Origin of the sequence: Paraburkholderia sp. EG286A (assembly GCF_040965375.1) — a bacterium.
In the GTDB taxonomy this organism is placed as follows: domain Bacteria; phylum Pseudomonadota; class Gammaproteobacteria; order Burkholderiales; family Burkholderiaceae; genus Paraburkholderia.
Window position 1 is genome coordinate 153,390 of record NZ_JBFRCB010000012.1, and the last position, 17,470, is coordinate 170,859.

Below are 17,470 nucleotides of genomic sequence, written 5' to 3' on the forward strand. Positions count from 1 at the left end.
AGCGCCGCGGAATATTTTTTCTTTGGGGACCCGCGACACGAAGTCGGCACGAATCTTGTTATTTTCAGAACGCATCACCGACAGTGAGACGCCCGAAGACGCGGTCGTATATGCCAGCGTCGCAGGGCCGAACGCGATCAAGGGACCACATAGTGATCGAAACGTTTTATGAAGTCATGCGACGCCAAGGGATCTCGCGCCGTAGCTTCCTCAAATTCTGCTCGCTGACGACGACGTTGCTCGGCCTCGGACCTGCGTTCATGCCGAAGATTGTCCACGCAATGGAGACCAAGCTTCGCACGCCGGTGCTCTGGCTACACGGACTCGAATGCACCTGCTGCTCAGAGTCGTTCATCCGCTCGGCGCACCCGCTTGCGAAGGACGTCGTGCTTTCAATGATCTCGCTCGACTACGACGACCTGTTGATGGCTGCCGCGGGACACCAGGCCGAGGCGGTCCTTGAAGACGTGATGACGAAGTACCGTGGCAACTACATCCTTGCCGTCGAAGGCAATCCGCCGCTGAATCAAGACGGCATGAGCTGCATTATTGGCGGAAAGCCATTCGTCGATCAGTTGCGCCGTGTGTCGAAGGACGCGAGGGCTGTGATCTCGTGGGGGGCGTGCGCGTCGTGGGGCTGCGTGCAGGCGGCAAAGCCGAACCCGACGCAGGCGGTGCCGATCCACAAGGTGATCACCGACAAGGCGATCATCAAGGTTCCAGGCTGCCCGCCGATCGCCGAGGTGATGACGGGCGTCGTTACCTACATGCTCACGTTCGACCGGATACCGGAATTGGATCGCCAAGGCCGTCCGAAAATGTTTTACAGCCAGCGTGTTCACGACAAGTGCTACCGCCGTCCGCATTTCGACGCGGGCCAGTTCGTCGAGTCGTGGGACGACGAAGCGGCACGGCGCGGCTACTGCCTCTACAAGGTCGGCTGCAAGGGCCCGACGACATACAACGCCTGCTCGACCGTGCGTTGGAACGGCAGCACGAGCTTCCCCATTCAGGCGGGCCACGGCTGCTTCGGTTGCTCTGAGGAAGGATTCTGGGATAAGGGCTCCTTCTACGATCGGCTCACGCGGATCGATCAGTTCGGAGTCGAAGCGAACGCCGACAAGATCGGCGCGACCGCGGCCGTCGTGGTGGGCGCCGCCACTGCTGCGCATGCAGCCGCTTCGGCAATTCAGCACGCCAAGTCGAAGCAGGGCTCAATGGACGACCGCGACGGAGAACAGCTATACCCCGCGTCGGGGTGCAGCCGAAGCCGCAAAGGAAAGCAACGATGACCGCCATTTCGAACCCAGGGTTTCAGCTCGGTAAGAACGGACGCCGCATCGTCGTCGATCCGGTCACACGCATAGAAGGCCATATGCGAGTCGAGGTCAATGTTGATTCGAACAACGTGATCCGCAACGCCGTTTCCAGCGGCACCATGTGGCGCGGGCTAGAAGTAATTCTCAAGGGGCGCGACCCGCGCGACGCATGGGCGTTCGTCGAGCGCATCTGCGGCGTATGCACGGGATGTCACGCGCTCGCCTCGGTGCGCGCCGTCGAGGACGCGCTCGACATCCGCATTCCGCCCAACGCGTACCTGATCCGCGAGATCATGTCGAAGACATTGCAAGTGCAGGACCACGTGGTGCACTTCTATCACCTGCACGCGCTCGACTGGGTCGACGTGTTGTCGGCGCTCAAGGCCGACCCCAAGCTCACGTCCGAGTTGCAACAGCGCATCTCGCCCGCGCATCCGATGTCGTCACCGGGCTATTTCCGCAATGTGCAGACGCGTCTGCGCAAGTTCATCGAAAGCGGCCAGCTCGGTCCGTTCATGAACGGCTACTGGGGCAACCCCGCGTACGTGCTGCCGCCGGAAGCGAATCTGATGGCCGTGACGCACTACCTCGAAGCGCTCGACATGCAAAAGGAGTGGGTCAAGATCCACGCGATCTTCGGCGGCAAGAATCCGCACCCGAACTACCTCGTGGGGGGCGTGCCTTGCGCGATCAATATCGGCAACGACCTAGCGGCCGGCGCCCCCATCAACATGGAGCGCCTGAATTTCGTCAAGTCGCTCATCGACGAAGCGATCACTTTCTGCCGCAACGTATATGTGCCCGATCTGCTTGCGATCGGCACGATCTACAAGGCACGCGGCTGGCTGCATGGCGGCGGCCTGGCCGCGACCAACGTGATGGACTACGGCGCGTATCCGCTCGTCAACTACAACCCATCGACCAACCAGATGCCAGGCGGAGCCATCATCAACGGCGACTGGAACACGCTCCTGCCAGTTGATCCGCGCGACCCCGAGCAAGTGCAGGAGTTCGTCGCCCACTCCTGGTATCAATACCCTGACAACTACCGCGGGCTGCATCCCTGGGACGGCATTACCGAACCGCACTACGAGCTCGGACCCAACACGAAGGGCACGCGCACCGCAATCGAGTCGATCGACGAGAGCGCGAAGTACTCGTGGATCAAGTCGCCGCGCTGGCGCGGGCACGCGATGGAAGTCGGACCGCTCGCGCGCTACATCCTCGGCTACGCACACGCGGAGCAGAGCAATCCGCATTGCGGCCGTATGAAGGAACAGATCGAGGCCTCCCTCCTTGCAGTGAACCAGGGCATGCCAAAGCTGCTCGGCTTGCCGGAAAGCTCGCTTGGCGTGAAGCAACTGCTGCCGACCACCATCGGCCGCACGCTCGCCCGCGCGCTTGAAGCGGAGTATTGCTCCGAGATGATGGCGGACGACTGGCAAAGCCTCTTGAAAAACATCCGCAACGGCGACACCTCGACAGCGAACCTTGACAAGTGGGATCCTTCGACGTGGCCAGCCGAGGCGAAGGGCGTGGGCGCGGTCGCCGCGCCGCGCGGCGCGCTCGGCCACTGGATCCGGATCAAGAACGGTCGCATTGAGAATTACCAGTGCGTCGTTCCGAGCACTTGGAACGGCGGCCCGCGCGACGCGAAAGGGCAGATTGGCGCGTTCGAAGCGAGCCTCATGGACATGCCCGTGGCGAATGTCGAGCAGCCCGTCGAGATCCTGCGCTCGCTGCATTCGTTCGACCCTTGCATGGCGTGCTCGACGCACGTGATGAACGCGGACGGTGCGGAAATGACCGCCGTGACTGTGCGCTAACCCCACCAGGCCGCCACAGCGCCTGCGCTCACCGACGCCGCGCGGCACGCAAGGATGATGACGATGCAATCGTATTCTCGACGCGAAAAGGCGGCCGACTTTGTTTCGCCCACCGAGGCGATTTACGTGTACGAAGCGCCGGTACGCGTCTGGCACTGGATCAACGCAGTGTCGATCGTGGTGCTGGCGTTGACCGGCGATTTTATCGGCTCCCCCCTTCCCACACAGCCCGGCGAGGCGAGCGCGAATTTTCTGATGGGCTATATCCGGTTTGCGCATTTCACCGCGGGCTACCTGTTCGCAATCGGACTTGTGGGCCGCGCGTATTGGGCGATTGTCGGCAATCGCCATGCGCGCGAAATGTTCTGGGTGCCGGTATTCTCGCGCGAGTACTGGCTGGACATGCTCACCATGCTGCGTTACTACTTGTTCCTCGGACCCACGCCGCGCCAGCTCAGCGGGCACAATCCGTTATCGCGATTCGCGATGTTCTTCGTGTTCCTGCTGATCTCACTCTTCATGATCGTGACCGGTTTCGCACTGTATGGCGAAGGCGCGCAGGCCGACTCTTGGCAACAGATTGCGTTTGGCCAGGTATCCACGCTGATCGGCCAGTCGCAGAGCGTGCACACGTGGCATCGCCTCGGCATGTGGGCGATCCTGATGTTCGTGATCGTGCATGTCTATATGGCGATCCGCGAAGACGTCATGGGGCGCCAGAACATGGTCGGCACGATGATATCGGGCTACCGTACCTTCAGGAAGTGAGGTTGCAATGCTGATTTGTGCACAAACCGCCGCGCCTGCCATCGTCGTACTCGGCATCGGCAACTTGCTGTGGGCCGACGAGGGTTTTGGCGTGCGCTGCATTGAGGCGCTTGAGCAGCACTTTGAGTTCGCCCCGCACGTGAGCCTCATAGACGGCGGCACGCAAGGGCTGTGTCTGGTCCAGTACGTCCAGGCCACCGACAGTCTGCTCATTTTCGACGCGGTCGATTACGGTCTCGCGCCGGGCACGCTGAAGATCGTTGAGAATGACGATGTACCGGCGTTCCTCGGCGTGCGCAAGATAAGCCTGCACCAGACCGGCTTCCAGGAGGTGCTGATGCTCGCGCGCCTGACAGGCCGGTATCCACGCCGCGTGCTGCTGATCGGCTGCCAGCCGGACGAAGTGGCCGATTTCGGCGGCAGCCTGCGACCCGCCGTTAAAGCGTCGCTCGAGCGCGCGCTCGAACTTGGCCTCGAGCGCCTTGCCGCATGGGGCGGAAAGCCCACGCCGCGCCACACCCCGTTACATGCCGACGATGCGGTCACGCTGCCACATCTCGCGCTTTCGCGCTACGAAGGCGAGCGGCCCAGCGAGGCCGATGCGTGCCGCACCGGCGACGAGCGCGTGCTGCAGCGCATGCGCCGCGAGGAGACGCCGTCGTGTGTATAGGCGTGCCGATGCGGGTGATCGAGGTGCAGGGCTTGCAGGCGCTGTGCCACGGACGCGACGGGCACCGCCGGATCGACACTTCGCTGGTTGGTCCATGCAGCGCCGGCGAATGGCTGCTGGTCTTTCTCGACACGGCGCGCGAGAAGCTCGACGGGACACGCGCGGCAGAAATCGACGCGACGCTCTCGCTCGTGGAACTGGCGCTGGAGGGAGACGCCGCCATGGCCCGAGCGAGCTCGCATTTTGAAATGCCGTCCGACCTCGGCGTGGACGATCTAGCCCGGTTGACCTCCAGCGCGCAACCGACGCATGGCCGTCACGGGTCTTCCGAGCAATCGACATGACAAATACGAACGGTATCGCGCTTGACGCGACGCCCGTGGCAGCGGCTAACCGATGGCAGACACGCCGTGTCCGTGGACGAACGAAAGGTAGACGACTGGATTGCGTACGGCGGCGAATGCGTAGCGCCGCTCGGGGCCGACGCGGTGCACTTTCCCGAATTCCTCGACGTGGCCATGATGCTGCCCGAACTCGCGCGCCGCGTGTGGCGGTGATCCACGTTGCTGTGTCTGCGCGACGGCGCTTATGTCACGAGGCTCTCCAGTATGACGGACTGGGATGACTACGTGGCAAACGTCGCACATGCGCTCGGGCAACCGACTACGCGGATGCCATGGGTCGGCATTCCCGGTCACGCCGTCGGCGCTTCGCCCGGCTGTCACGAATTGTCAACCAATTCTTGGGGTCGTTGATCGTGTCCATGAGTCCATTTCCCATTCCCGTCGCGCCTTTCGGCCCGGGCAACCAGGCCGAGAGCGACGCGGTGCTCGACTATCTGCCGATGCCGCAAGGCATGCGCATCTATGTGGCGCCGACGCTGCCTGAGCGCTGTGATGCGTGGGCACTCGACGCCGCGCGCGGCGTGCTTCGCGACGTATTGGGCGTACTGGCGGCATACGAACCTGGCACGCCGCCCGAAACCATCGATCTGACGCCGTACGATCCGGTAACGTTGCGCATTCTCAACGACGTGCTGGGCGAGGGCGAGGTCAGCGCGCGCGTCGACGACGCGCAGCGGAGCGGCGGGCTGATCCAGGAGACCGTGTTTGCCGGCCTGTGGTGCGTAGTCGAGCAGAATGGCGCGGGCCCGATCGACCGCCTCGAAATCGGCGCGGCCCCCGCGATGCTTGCCCGGCCCGAACACCCGGCGCAGCCGATGATGCCATTGCCGGACATGCTCCCGCTCGACGTGATGAACGCGCCGTCGATCCTGAGCGAGGTACGCGATTCCGTCGCGCGCTGGCGCGCCGGGGATGCGCCCCACATCGTCAACCTAACGCTCCTGCCGTTGTCGCCGGGGGATCAGCGACTGATCGACGCCGTGCTGGGCGAAGGCGCGGTACAGATATTGTCGCGCGGCTACGGAAAATGCCGAGTGTGCAGCACGGCGATCGCGAACTGCTGGCGTGTTGCATATTTCAACTCGCAGGACATGCTGATTCTGAACACGATCGAGATCACCGATCTGCCAGAGGTCGTGCGCGCCGCGCCAGAAGACCTCGCGGATTCGCGCGAGCGCTTGACCCAGTTGATCGAGTGGGTGGGTGAGGCGTGACGATGGACCAGCGAACGAAGCAATTCGAAGACTGCCATCTCGGCGCCAGCAGCCGAATCGAGGCGCACACGTGCCTCGAATGCAAGATCTGCTGGTGGATCCACCATCCCGAACAAGGCGACCCGGTCTTGCAGATTCCGCCGCACGCGACGTTCGTGGCGCTTCAGGCGCACTGGCGCTGCCGCGTTTACGGCCGCGCGCCGGATCAGTTCATGGTTCTTGTGGGACGCGGATTGACCGTGCGTGCAATCCAGCGGGAGGTCATACACGGCGATCCAAGGGTGGCTACGCTGGTCGCGCACTTCGAGACGGCCGCAACCAGTGCGATGCCTGACATGCCGGTCGTGAAACTCGCCTTGCGCATCGAGGGGACCGGCTTCGGGCCGATGCCCGGCGAGACCGGGGCCCGATGCGGTCGGTTCGGGATGCCGATCACGCCGTTGTCCATGAGGCCCCTATCGTTACCCGGCGCGATGCAGGACTCGGTGCAATGTCCGCGGCAGGCCGGCAAAGCGCGCGTGCGTCTAGGCGACGTCGATTTCAAATGGCTCGGCGCGCACGCGCAAGACGTCGGAGCCTATGCGTGCTGCTCGCTTTTTTTGCCGATGCTCGAATTCGCCGGACAGAAGAGCGCCACATCGGGCGGTGTCCCGCGCGTGTCGCGTCATTCGCTCCTGCTGCGGCCGGGCGCGTTAGGGAGCGCTCCATGAACGCGGCGATGCTGGCGACCTTGGCCGCACAGTACCGGGTGCGCCCCGGCCGGCACGACTGCATCGCGGGCGGGCGCCCACCACTCGCCGCCGCGCTGCTGCGCGGGCAACCGGTAGCAACCGCTGCGGCGCGGCTGTCGGCGCTCTTCTCGTTGTGCGGACTCGCGCATAGGCTCTGCGCAGAACTTGCCGTCGACGCAGCGGGCGCTTCAGTGGAGCACAAAAGCGACGGTGTGACCGACACCGCTCACGCCGCAATGCTCATGCGTGAGACGCTCGCCGTGCATCTTCGCTGCATGTGGACCGACTGGCCGGTACGGCTCGCCGCCGCCGCGCCGCATACGCTGCCCGACTTCGACTCGGTTGATTCCTCCGACTGGCTGGAGCGGCACGTTCTGGGCATGCCTGCGCAAAAGTGGCTAGCGCACTGGACGGACGATCCGCGTGGCTACTTAGCGGCCTGGAGCGCGCGAGCCGCGACGTTCCCGGCCCGGTTGCTGGCAGCCTGCCGCGCACACGCCGATACGATGCGCGCTACGCCGCGGCCGCTCATCATCGACGAAACGCGGTTAAGCGAACTGGCCGTGGCGATTGCCGAGAGTCCGGTCTTCGCGCACGCGCCCGTACAACGCGGCCTGCCTGCGGAGACCGGCGTGTGGACACGTAGCGACGATCCGCGTGCGCTGGAATACGACACGCCTTGGCTGCGGATTGGCGCGCGCGTCGCGGAGGTGGCGCGGCTGGCAGCGGGCGATGGCGGGCCAAGTGCGCTTCGCTTTGGCGCGCTGACGTGCGCGCCCGGCGAGGCGCTCAGTTGGTGCGAGATGTCGCGCGGCGTGCTGCTCCATTGGGTGCGCCTCGCGCCAGACGATGCGGCGCGCATCGAGGATTATCGCGTGGTCGCGCCGACTGAGTGGAACTTCCACGGCCAAGGCACGCTCGCGCAAGCCTTGTCGCGGCTGGACCCGGCGTGCGGCGATGGAACGTTCGCCGCGCGAGTAGGCGCGTGGATGGGCGCGTTCGATCCGTGTGCCGCCTATGTGGTCGACACGGACGGCGCGTGAGCACCAGGATCGAGACAAGGCCCCGAATACTGAGCTGAATGGAAGCCAAGGTATGCATGAAGTAAGTCTGGCCGGCGGCGTGCTTGCGTTGGTCGAAGCGGCCGCGGAGCGTGAGAGCTTTGTCCGCGTGAAGGTGCTGAGGCTTGAAGTCGGGCGCCTCGCTGGCGTCGATGTCGAGACGCTGCGCTTTGCCCTCAAAGCGATCGCGCCCGGCACCTGCCTTTGCAGCGCACGGGTCGAGATCGACGAACCCTCGGGAAGCGCGTGGTGCATGAACTGCAACGCGACCGTGGCGCTGGCCACGCGGGGCGCCCCCTGCGCGCACTGCGGCGGCTACTGGCTCCAGCCGAACGGCGGCACAGAGTTGCGCATCGTCGATCTGGTCGTCGACGATGCCTGACAATCATCGGATTAGCGCAAGGAGAAGCAACATGTGCATAGTATGCGGGTGCATCACCACCGGCGATCGGCAAAACACCGCTCAGGGACACGAGTGCGCGCATGCGCAGGGCCAGTCCGACACTCATTCCCGCTCCTACCGGACGCCATCGGGCAAAGACCTGCACTACGGGCTCGGGCCCGCGGGCTTCACGGTGCCCGGCCTAGACCAGGGCCGCACCATCAAGCTCGAGCACGACGTGCTGGGCGAGAACAATCGCCATGCCGCCGTCAACCGGCGGCACTTCGCGCAGCATGGCGTGCGTGCGCTCAATCTCGTGTCGAGCCCGGGCTCGGGGAAAACGACCCTGCTGTGTGCGTCGATCGCCGCGCTGCGCGAGCGTATGCCGAGCTTGCCCATCGGCGTGATCGAGGGCGACCAGCAGACGGCAAACGACGCAGAGCGTATCCGCGCGGCCGGTGCGCCCGCGATCCAGGTGAACACGGGAAAGGGCTGCCATCTCGACGCCGCGATGGTCGCCGCGGCCTTCGGACGGCTGCCGTTGCACGATCATCGCCTTTACCATGAGCACAAGGACGAGCGTGAACACGTGCCGCTAACGCCCGACACCCCGTGCAGCGTGCTCTTCATCGAGAACGTAGGCAACCTCGTCTGCCCCGCGCTGTGGGACCTCGGCGAGGAGGCGAAGGTCGCGATCATCTCGGTAACGGAGGGCGAAGATAAGCCGCTCAAGTATCCCGACATGTTCGCCGCCGCGCGCCTCATGATAGTCAACAAGGTCGACTTGCTGCCCTATGTACAGTTCGACGTCGAGCAGTGCATCGCGTATGCGCGCCGCGTGAATCCGTCCCTCGAAGTGATCTGGCTTTCGGCCACAACCGGCGAAGGCCTCGATGCGTGGCTCGACTGGATCACGAGTGCACGCGACTCGATTGCCGAGCGCATTAGCGTGCTGGAGAACAAGCTTGCGGCGCAGCGCGCGCAAAAGCATCGCGCCGGAGGCGAGGCATGACGGCGCGTGTGCAGAACCTGCCGCATACCCTCGGCGAGCGGACGGTGCTCGCCACCGGCGCATGGCTGAAGAACGCTGCGTGCCTGTGCATCGGCGGCGACGTTCACTGGTCGATGCTGCACGGTGATCTCGACGATCTGGAGCACTGTGTGGCACTCGACGCATCGGTGGCGGCGCTTGTTGAGACCGCCGAGCGCGCGGGGCAGCCCGTGCGCACGATCGCGCACGATCTGCATCCCGACTTCTACAGCACGCGCGTCGCGCTCGAATGGGGTGAGCGGCTCGGCGTGCCGACCGTCGGCGTCCAGCATCATCACGCGCATATTGGCGCGGTTGCGGCCGAGCAAGGGCTGCGCGAGCCCGTGATCGGCCTCGCGCTCGACGGCGTAGGCTTCGGCACGGACGGCGCCGCATGGGGCGGTGAGCTGCTGGAGGTGGCGCCCGCCTGCTGGCAGCGCCTCGGCAGTCTCACGCCGCTCGCGCTGCCCGGCGGCGACGTCGCGGCGCGCGAGCCTTGGCGAATGGCCGCCGCCGCCCTGCACGCGCTCGGGCGCAGCGGCGAAATCGGGCCGCGGCTCTCGGCCGTCGTGGGCGCGACCGCGGCGCGCACGGTCGGCGCCATGCTCGCGCACGGGCTCAATTGCCCGCCTAGCACCGGTGCGGGTCGCTGGTTCGATGCGGCGGCGGGACTGCTCGGCGTGTGCCTGCGCCAGCGCGCCGAATCCGAGGCGGCCATCGCGCTCGAAAGGCTCGCGAGCGGCTACCTCGTCGCGCACGAGGCCCCCGATGTGGCGGGCCTGTGGCGAATCGCGGACAACGGCGAGCTCGACCTTCGTCCGCTCCTCGTCAAGTTGCTCATGCTCGCGGACGCCGGCGAAGCCGCGTGCGGTGCGGCCGTCTTTCATGTTGCGCTGGCCGAGGCGCTCGCCCAATGGGCCGCGCTTGCCGCGCAGGGGCGCGCCGTTCTGTTTGGCGGCGGCTGCTTTGCTAATCGGCTGCTCACCGCGCATCTACGAGAGTCGCTCGCGGCGCACGGCGTGCACACCCTCATGCCCGACACGGTGCCCTGCGGCGACGCCGGGCTAGCGCTTGGCCAGGCTTGGGTTGCCACATATGGTCCGCAGATGTTGTCCATGCCTACGACGGCACGAGGAGTCAGTCCATGTGTCTAGCCATGCCGGCACAGCTCATCGACCGGTCCGACGCCGAAACAGGCGTCGTCGATTTCGGGGGCGTTCGAAAGACGGTCTCACTCGCGCTCGTGCCCGACGTGCGCCCAGGGGACTTCGTGATCGTGCATGTCGGCTTCGCGCTTGGCGTGATCGACCCCGAAGAGGCCGAGCGCACGCTCGCGCTGTTCAGCGAGGTCGCTCGGTCGCTTGGCGACGCGCCCATCGTCCAGTCCGGAACGGCGCAATGAAGTACGTCGACGAATTCCGCGACGACGAACTCGCCGCGCGTATTGCTGGGCGCATTCAGGCGGAGACGCTGACCGAACGCCGTTATCACTTCATGGAGTTCTGCGGCGGTCACACGCACGCCATTTCCCGGTTCGGCATCGCTGATCTTCTACCCGGTAACGTGTTGATGATCCACGGTCCCGGCTGCCCTGTTTGCGTGTTGCCGCTTGGGCGCATCGATCTCGCGATTCGCCTCGCGCTCGAACACGACGTGATCCTCTGCACGTATGGCGACACGATACGCGTGCCTGCCTCGTGCGGTCTATCGCTCCAGCGGGCCAAGGCGCGCGGGGCGGACATCCGCCTTGTGTATTCGCCGCACGACGCGCTGCGCATCGCGCGCGAGCATCCGGAACGCGAGGTCGTCTTTTTCGCAATCGGCTTTGAGACCACTACGCCGCCTACCGCGCTCGTCGTTAGCGAAGCGGCGGACTGCGGCGCGGAGAACTTTAGCGTGCTGTGCTGCCATGTACTCACGCCCGCGGCGATGACACATCTGCTCGCCGAGCCGTCTGTCGACGCGAACGCGGTGCTGCTCGACGGCTTCGTCGGTCCCGCGCACGTGAGTGTTGTGATCGGCTCCGCGTCTTACGAGGCCTTCGCGCAGAGGTATCGCAAGCCGGTCGTGATTGCCGGGTTCGAGCCGCTCGACGTGCTGCAGGCGATCCTCATGCTGGTGCGTCAGGTCAACGATGGCCGCGCGGAGGTCGAGAACGAGTTCGCGCGCGCCGTCACGCGCGCGGGCAACGCTGCCGCGCAGGCGCTCATGCAGGAGGTGTTCGAAACGCGGGAGTCGTTCGAGTGGCGCGGCCTGGGCGAGGTCCCATTGAGCGGGCTGCGCATTCGCCCGAAGTACGCGCGCTACGACGCCGAAGTCCGCTATGAGCTCGTCTACCGGCCCGTCGCCGATCACCGCAAATGCGAGTGCGGGGCGATCCTGCGGGGGCTAATACATCCGCGCGACTGCACAATGTTCGGCACGGTCTGCACGCCCGAGAATCCCATGGGCTCGTGCATGGTGTCCAGCGAGGGCTCATGCGCCGCGCATTATTCTTATGGTCGCTTTAAGGACATTCGAGTCGTCGAAGCATGCGCCCAGTCCACACATCCCCGGTGAAGTCCGCCTACGTGCGACCCCTAAACTTTCGCGACGGCCGCATCGACATGGGCCACGGCGCGGGTGGCCGCGCATCGGCGCAATTGACCCGCGAGCTGTTCGTCGCAACCTTCGATAACGAATGGCTGCGCCAAGGCAACGACCAGGCCACCTTCGCGCATCTCGCACCCGGGCCCGGCGAGCGCATGGTGATGACCACCGACGCGCACGTCGTCTCGCCGCTTTTCTTTCCCGGCGGCGACATCGGCAGCCTCGCCGTGCACGGCACCGTCAACGACATCGCGATGGCGGGCGCACGGCCTTCGTATCTCAGCGCGAGCTTTATCCTGGAGGAGGGCCTCCCGCTGGCGGATCTGCTCCGCATCGTCGAGTCAATGGCTGCTGCGTCGCGCGCTTGCGGCGCTCCAATCGTGACGGGCGACACCAAGGTCGTCGAGCGCGGCAAGGGCGATGCCGTGTTCATCACCACGACCGGGATCGGCGTCGTGCCCTCGGGCATTCACGTTGATGGCGCGCAGGCGCGGCCCGGCGACGTTGTGCTGCTCTCGGGCACTCTCGGCGAGCACGGCGTGGCGATCATGTCGCAACGCGAGGGCCTAAGCTTCGACACGGAGATCCGTTCGGACAGCGCCGCGCTGCACACGCTCGTGGCGGACATGGTTGCCGTCGCGCCCGGTGTGCGCGTTCTGCGCGACCCGACTCGCGGCGGACTGGCCACCACCCTCAACGAGATCGCCAGCCAGTCGGGCGTCGGGATGCGCATTCAGGAGCGCGCAATTCCCGTGCTGCCGCAAGTCGATGCGGCGTGTGAACTGCTCGGCCTCGATCCGCTTTATGTCGCCAACGAAGGCAAGCTAGTTGCAATCTGCGCAAGCGTCGACGCGCCGCAACTGCTCGCCGCGATGCGCGCACATCCGTTTGGCGCGGCGGCGGTTTGCATCGGTGAGGTGGTCGCGGACGCCCACGGCTTCGTGCAGATCGAGACGAAATTCGGCGGACGGCGCATCGTCGACTGGCTTACAGGCGAGCAACTGCCGCGGATCTGCTGATCCGTTCGTGGCGATAGTGATCGGGAGACTGAGAGTGCTTTCGGATAGTCAGGTCTCCCAGTCCCGCCCTCGCTGCAGCAGCCGTCGACCGCGCCCGTCGTCGACGCTACGCTACATTCAGACTCTATTACAAGGCGTTGTCACGTTAAGGTATTCGAGACGCAAGAGCGCACAGGACGTACATTTGTTCAGAAATTGGACGGATCTTGGGCGAGCCCAGTGAATCGATGCCATCCGGCAAAGCGTGCGGCGAGCTGTTTGCGATAGAGTGATGCACGCAGCAAATGTCGCTCAAGCGCGAAGTGCTGGCGAAGCGGACCGAAGCTCGATAAGAACGCTTGTGCGCGATCAGGATCGCGGAAGCCACGCATCCGGCGTTCGCGCTCACGCGTAGGTTGATGGCTGTTTTCGGCGCGGTTTTTCACCCGGGCACTGGCTTTGACGACGACGTGTTTGATGTTTGCCAGTTCTGGAATTTCGCCCCTCGCGGCCGGAGAGCTGCACAACTGATCGGTGACAATCCTTCGTGGCGCGTCGGCGTTTACGGATCGAAAATTTCGTCCGCACCCTCGGTGGCTCAAAATTCAGTCGGCGCGGACAATGCCTTGAGACACTCGTGCATCTTAAGAGGTCGGTGACCTACCGTTGAACCGCTACCTGAGATCGATTGAGGTGTCACCGGTCGTCTGGCAGAAAACGCAACCGCTCCTACGCAACCGACGACGATGCCGGGACAGTGTTTCAGATGCCTACCCGCAGAAGGGATGCTCCTGCTCCTGCATCCCCGCACGGATCGCTTGACGTCAATGAAACTTTCGCCGTTGGGCAGAACAACGGTCATTCCGGCTGGCCTGTTCCGGGAAGTCTGCATTACCGGCGGATACACATATATCCACGCGAGGACGGTAGGCGCCGATATCATTCGGTGGTGACGGAGAAGTTTTTGGACGCGAAGGGCAGACCGCCAGGCGACGATGTTATCTCGAAGCCATACTGAACATCGCCAAGCACGACGTCATCGAAATAATTCCGCGACTTGAGGTAATTCATGAACGCCAGCACGTCGAGCTTGGCATGGTCGGTCTTTTCTGTGCGAAGAAACGAATAGACCGTGTTACTGCCGTTGCTGCCCACGTATACATTCCAGTAACCGCCCGACAACTGGACATCTTTCTGCATTGGGATCGCGCAGCCGGAAAACGTCCAGTTCGCAGAAATCGGTTTGACGTTGCCGCAGCCATCAGGGGATCCGGTATAGTTGAGCCAGACCATGATTTCGTGCGCCTTGTTTCCGGCCCAGATATCGAAAGTCGATTCCCAAGCGCCGCTAGAAGGAGTGATCGCTGAGACGACAGCAGTCAGCGACTTAAGCGAACTGAGGGACCTGTTGACGGCGTATCCGATGTGCGGATAGGCCTTGATGTGGCCGGTGTCGGGTTGATTTGAATAGACGCCCCAGTCAAGGTTGCTGTTGGCCCAGATTGTCTGCTCGCCTGCGGCGACGCCTTGGCAGGGCGCCCAGACGTCATTGTTGAACGTGTAGCTACCGTAGGAGCTAGAGGCAAAAAGGAGATTGGACGGATAGCAGGACGAGGTTTCGGGCGAAGTTGCAGACCAAGTCTCGGCCTGTGCTTCTGCACTGCAAACCATCAAAGCTGTGGCGGCACAGCCGGCGAGGAATGGCATTCGCTGCATAAGCTTGCTGTCTCCTATAGGGTGGGTGATGTCAGTCGAGATTGGTCTCCCTTGGCTTTTAGCAGCGATATGAGCGGTAAAATTGCCGAACTGTCAGTCACCCATCCTATTGCCACTTTTGACTGACGGCCGAAGCCAGCGGCGTTGGTCAAACGGGAACAGAACGTAGTCGCGAACCGTATGCGGTTCCGGTTGGTTGCGAAGACCAACTTCCGGCCATTCCTCTTTTACCGGCCAGTATGCCGTGCGAAAAACCGTGTCCCAGATGGTGGTGAAGAACCCGTAGTTTTGGTGCCGGTGATGCGACTCCATTGAGTGGTGAATGCGGTGAAACTGGTTATCGCCGATGATGTATCGGAGCGGCCCGAGATTCACACGGGTGCTCGAGTGAGAAAGATGCGCCTGAAAACTAATTAGCGTCATGGCAACCGCGGGCGCGACACCGGACTTGAAGTGGATTAGCGCGAGTGGCAGTGCTACAAACATCGCGTAAACAATCGGTTCGGAAATGTGATGATTACAGTTCCATGCGGTCAACTCGCGGATCGAGTGATGAGTCGCATGCAAGCGCCACAGGAACGGAATTGCGTGCTGTGCGCGGTGCATCCAGTAGTAAAAGAAGTCGCCGGCAATTGCAACCAGAACGCTAGAAAGAACTGCCATAAACACCCCTACAATCGTGTTTCCGGAATGGAGCAACGCCTCAAAATCGACAGTCAGGAGTGGTTTCACACCTAACCATTGCAGCCCCATAGCGTAAAGGTGCCAGATTAATGCACCACAACCAATGCGGATTATCCAGTTCCGCGCGCCCCGAATGTATGACGAAAAACTGTAACGGTAGGCCGGGAAGATCAGCTCGAGTACGACGCAGACGTTAGCGAAGACCATCACGAGCTCAAATGAGTTCACGAAGAACAAGGCCATCTGATCAATATCGACAACGTGCATTCATTTGCTCCGGCGAATCGGCGTTTTATGCGCGAGCCTAGGTTAAAGCAGTACTCATCAGCCGGTTGCCTGATAGCTGTCAACTGTCGGTTCACACGTCCGAGAGTATTTGGTCCGGCGCGTCCGATAAATGCCGGCTCGGCATGCCATTCGAAGTGCGCGCGGTGGTGCACGGGATGCACCTAGCTGATCAAGCAACATCAGTACCGTAGTTACTTCAACTATAACGGTGACGACTACACAGCAGGATCTAGTATGCATCGCTCCGCGCCATTGCGAAAATAGATTGTTTGGATGGGAAGCATCCGCATTCTAAATGCCGTTTGCGCTTCAGTCGTAAGTAAGTACTGCCGGCATCACAACTGATTTGTCTCAGGAGTTGATTGCCACATTCACCGACCCAACTCTTCTACGGACATGACGCCAATCTGATCGCGGTCGACAGTCCTTGCTATGCCGTCGCAGTGGGATCGGCGTGGAACGAAATCCACAGCGGGGAGTTCGTCTCTCTGGGACATCTGGGCACTAGTGTTCCGTCCCAGAAATAACTTTGCATAGCCGAGCCACTTTCTGGAGAATTGAATCGGCGGTCGCGGTCCATACGAACGGCCGGCCGTGTTGGTTGTACTGCTCGATATATCGCTCGATGCTGGTGATGAGTTGACGCACGTTCCTGAACGACCCTCGACGGATCGCCTGCTGCGTAATCAGGCCAAACCAGCGTTCAACCTGATTCAGCCAGCTTGAGTAGGTCGGCGTGAAGTGCATGTGGTAGCGCGTATGCCTGGCCAGCCACGCCCTGACCTTGGGATGCTTGTGTGTCGCATAGTTGTCGACGATCAGATGCACATCGAGATCGGCGGGCACCGCCTGATCCACATGCCTGAGAAACGCCAGGAATTCCTGATGTCGGTGGCGCGGCTTACATTGCGCAATAACTTCACCCGTTGCCGTATTGAGCGCGGCGAACAGAGTGGAAGTGCCGTGCCGGACGTAATCATGCGTCACTCCCTCGAGACAGCCCAACCCCATTGGCAACATCGGCTGCGTACGCTCCAGCGCCTGGCACTGGCTCTTCTCGTCGACGCACAGCACCAGGGCATTGGTCGGGGGGCTCAGGTACGGCCCGACGATATTGCGCACCTTCTCCACGAAGTAGGGATCATTAGACAGCTTGAAGCTTTTTGACCGATGAGGCTGTACGCCGAACAACGACAGATATCGGGCCACCGAACTCTTCAAAATCCCTGTCTGCGCAGCAGCGGAGCGCACGCTCCAGTGCGTTGCCCCGTCCGGCTTCTCATGCAGTATCCTCGCCAGCAATTCCGCAACTGCTTCATCGTCATGCGTGCGAGGCCGGCCTGGACGGGCTTCATCATGCAGACCGGCAAGTCCATGGGCAACAAACCGCTTCTTCCAGTGCGTAATTGCCGGCGGTGTTACTTCGCACTGCGTTGCAATTTCTTGACTCGTATGGCCGTCAGCGGCCATCAAGACAATCTTTGCCCTGCGCACCAGAGAGTGCGGCAGCGAACGCGAGCGGCTCATTGACAGCAATTGTTCTCGCTCCAGTTCCGACACGACAACCTCGATTCCTTTGCGTCCCATGATCGCCTCCAACTCATCGTGATTCGATCATAGAACAATCTGAATTTACGTAAAGTTATTTCTGGGACACAACACTGTCCAGTGAACCAATGAAATTGCACTGATCTAATAGTGCATGGGCAAAATGAATCTGAGTGAAACCGAGCGCGAAGACCTGATGTCGATGCAGCGCAGCCGCACAATGGCCGTTGGCGAGGTGAGGC

Annotated in this window: 18 protein-coding genes and 1 pseudogene; 15 read left to right on the forward strand and 4 right to left on the reverse strand. The window is 62.7% G+C overall.

Annotation, left to right across the window (positions count from 1 at the left end):
• Window positions 1–152: 152 nt before the first annotated feature.
• The 15 genes from AB4Y35_RS38120 (at window position 153) to hypE (ending at window position 13,013) form a co-directional block, all read left to right on the forward strand.
• Window positions 153–1,292, forward strand: a complete 1,140-nt coding sequence (locus AB4Y35_RS38120; RefSeq protein WP_368692876.1) for a hydrogenase small subunit — start codon at window positions 153–155, stop codon at window positions 1,290–1,292.
• On the forward strand, window positions 1,289–3,145 hold the full coding sequence (locus AB4Y35_RS38125; RefSeq protein WP_368708502.1) for a nickel-dependent hydrogenase large subunit: 1,857 nt from the start codon (window positions 1,289–1,291) through the stop codon (window positions 3,143–3,145). The genes AB4Y35_RS38120 and AB4Y35_RS38125 overlap by 4 nt, the downstream gene beginning before the upstream one ends.
• Before the next feature lie 63 nt (window positions 3,146–3,208).
• Window positions 3,209–3,913 (forward strand): Ni/Fe-hydrogenase, b-type cytochrome subunit, encoded by a 705-nt coding sequence (cybH, locus tag AB4Y35_RS38130; protein WP_368696936.1) that lies wholly within the window; start codon window positions 3,209–3,211, stop codon window positions 3,911–3,913.
• Window positions 3,914–3,920: 7 nt separating this feature from the next.
• On the forward strand, window positions 3,921–4,583 hold the full coding sequence (locus AB4Y35_RS38135) for a HyaD/HybD family hydrogenase maturation endopeptidase (RefSeq protein WP_368692911.1): 663 nt from the start codon (window positions 3,921–3,923) through the stop codon (window positions 4,581–4,583).
• A gap of 8 nt (window positions 4,584–4,591) precedes the next feature.
• The gene (locus AB4Y35_RS38140; protein ID WP_368692910.1) at window positions 4,592–4,927 is read left to right on the forward strand and encodes a HypC/HybG/HupF family hydrogenase formation chaperone; all 336 of its coding nucleotides are present in this window, start codon (window positions 4,592–4,594) and stop codon (window positions 4,925–4,927) included.
• Between the two features lie 21 nt (window positions 4,928–4,948).
• On the forward strand, window positions 4,949–5,140 hold the full coding sequence (locus AB4Y35_RS38145) for a hypothetical protein (RefSeq protein WP_368708503.1): 192 nt from the start codon (window positions 4,949–4,951) through the stop codon (window positions 5,138–5,140).
• Between the two features lie 119 nt (window positions 5,141–5,259).
• The gene (locus AB4Y35_RS38150; RefSeq protein ID WP_368696937.1) at window positions 5,260–6,201 is read left to right on the forward strand and encodes a hydrogenase expression/formation protein; all 942 of its coding nucleotides are present in this window, start codon (window positions 5,260–5,262) and stop codon (window positions 6,199–6,201) included.
• Window positions 6,202–6,203: 2 nt separating this feature from the next.
• On the forward strand, window positions 6,204–6,911 hold the full coding sequence (gene hybE / locus AB4Y35_RS38155; protein ID WP_368692907.1) for a [NiFe]-hydrogenase assembly chaperone HybE: 708 nt from the start codon (window positions 6,204–6,206) through the stop codon (window positions 6,909–6,911).
• Window positions 6,908–7,975, forward strand: a complete 1,068-nt coding sequence (locus AB4Y35_RS38160; RefSeq protein ID WP_368692906.1) for a hydrogenase maturation factor HoxV/HupK — start codon at window positions 6,908–6,910, stop codon at window positions 7,973–7,975. The genes hybE and AB4Y35_RS38160 overlap by 4 nt, the downstream gene beginning before the upstream one ends.
• A gap of 52 nt (window positions 7,976–8,027) precedes the next feature.
• Window positions 8,028–8,375 (forward strand): hydrogenase maturation nickel metallochaperone HypA, encoded by a 348-nt coding sequence (locus AB4Y35_RS38165; RefSeq protein WP_368692905.1) that lies wholly within the window; start codon window positions 8,028–8,030, stop codon window positions 8,373–8,375.
• 31 nt (window positions 8,376–8,406) lie between these two features.
• Window positions 8,407–9,387 carry a hydrogenase nickel incorporation protein HypB gene (gene hypB, locus AB4Y35_RS38170; RefSeq protein WP_368692904.1) on the forward strand — a complete coding sequence of 327 codons (981 nt, stop codon included), beginning with the start codon at window positions 8,407–8,409 and terminating at the stop codon, window positions 9,385–9,387.
• Complete coding sequence (locus AB4Y35_RS38175; protein WP_368692903.1) at window positions 9,384–10,559, forward strand: carbamoyltransferase HypF; 1,176 nt, start codon at window positions 9,384–9,386, stop codon at window positions 10,557–10,559. Before hypB ends, AB4Y35_RS38175 begins: the two co-directional genes overlap by 4 nt.
• A complete protein-coding gene (locus AB4Y35_RS38180) occupies window positions 10,550–10,807 on the forward strand; it encodes a HypC/HybG/HupF family hydrogenase formation chaperone (RefSeq protein ID WP_368692902.1) in 258 nt (85 codons plus the stop codon). Before AB4Y35_RS38175 ends, AB4Y35_RS38180 begins: the two co-directional genes overlap by 10 nt.
• A complete protein-coding gene (gene hypD, locus AB4Y35_RS38185) occupies window positions 10,804–11,964 on the forward strand; it encodes a hydrogenase formation protein HypD (protein WP_368692901.1) in 1,161 nt (386 codons plus the stop codon). Before AB4Y35_RS38180 ends, hypD begins: the two co-directional genes overlap by 4 nt.
• Window positions 11,937–13,013, forward strand: coding sequence for a hydrogenase expression/formation protein HypE (gene hypE / locus AB4Y35_RS38190; RefSeq protein WP_368708504.1), 1,077 nt, complete (start codon window positions 11,937–11,939; stop codon window positions 13,011–13,013). Before hypD ends, hypE begins: the two co-directional genes overlap by 28 nt.
• A 188-nt stretch (window positions 13,014–13,201) precedes the next feature.
• Here the strand turns inward: hypE and AB4Y35_RS38195 are convergent.
• From AB4Y35_RS38195 to AB4Y35_RS38210, 4 genes and pseudogenes are all read right to left on the reverse strand, one after another.
• Window positions 13,202–13,546, reverse strand: a pseudogene (locus AB4Y35_RS38195) (DDE-type integrase/transposase/recombinase); the annotation flags it as partial.
• Window positions 13,547–13,931: 385 nt separating this feature from the next.
• Window positions 13,932–14,708, reverse strand: coding sequence for a glycosyl hydrolase (locus AB4Y35_RS38200; RefSeq protein WP_368708505.1), 777 nt, complete (start codon window positions 14,706–14,708; stop codon window positions 13,932–13,934).
• A gap of 93 nt (window positions 14,709–14,801) precedes the next feature.
• Window positions 14,802–15,659 carry a sterol desaturase family protein gene (locus AB4Y35_RS38205; RefSeq protein WP_368692898.1) on the reverse strand — a complete coding sequence of 286 codons (858 nt, stop codon included), beginning with the start codon at window positions 15,657–15,659 and terminating at the stop codon, window positions 14,802–14,804.
• Window positions 15,660–16,184: 525 nt separating this feature from the next.
• A complete protein-coding gene (locus AB4Y35_RS38210; RefSeq protein WP_368692897.1) occupies window positions 16,185–17,267 on the reverse strand; it encodes an IS630 family transposase in 1,083 nt (360 codons plus the stop codon).
• Window positions 17,268–17,470: the final 203 nt, after the last annotated feature.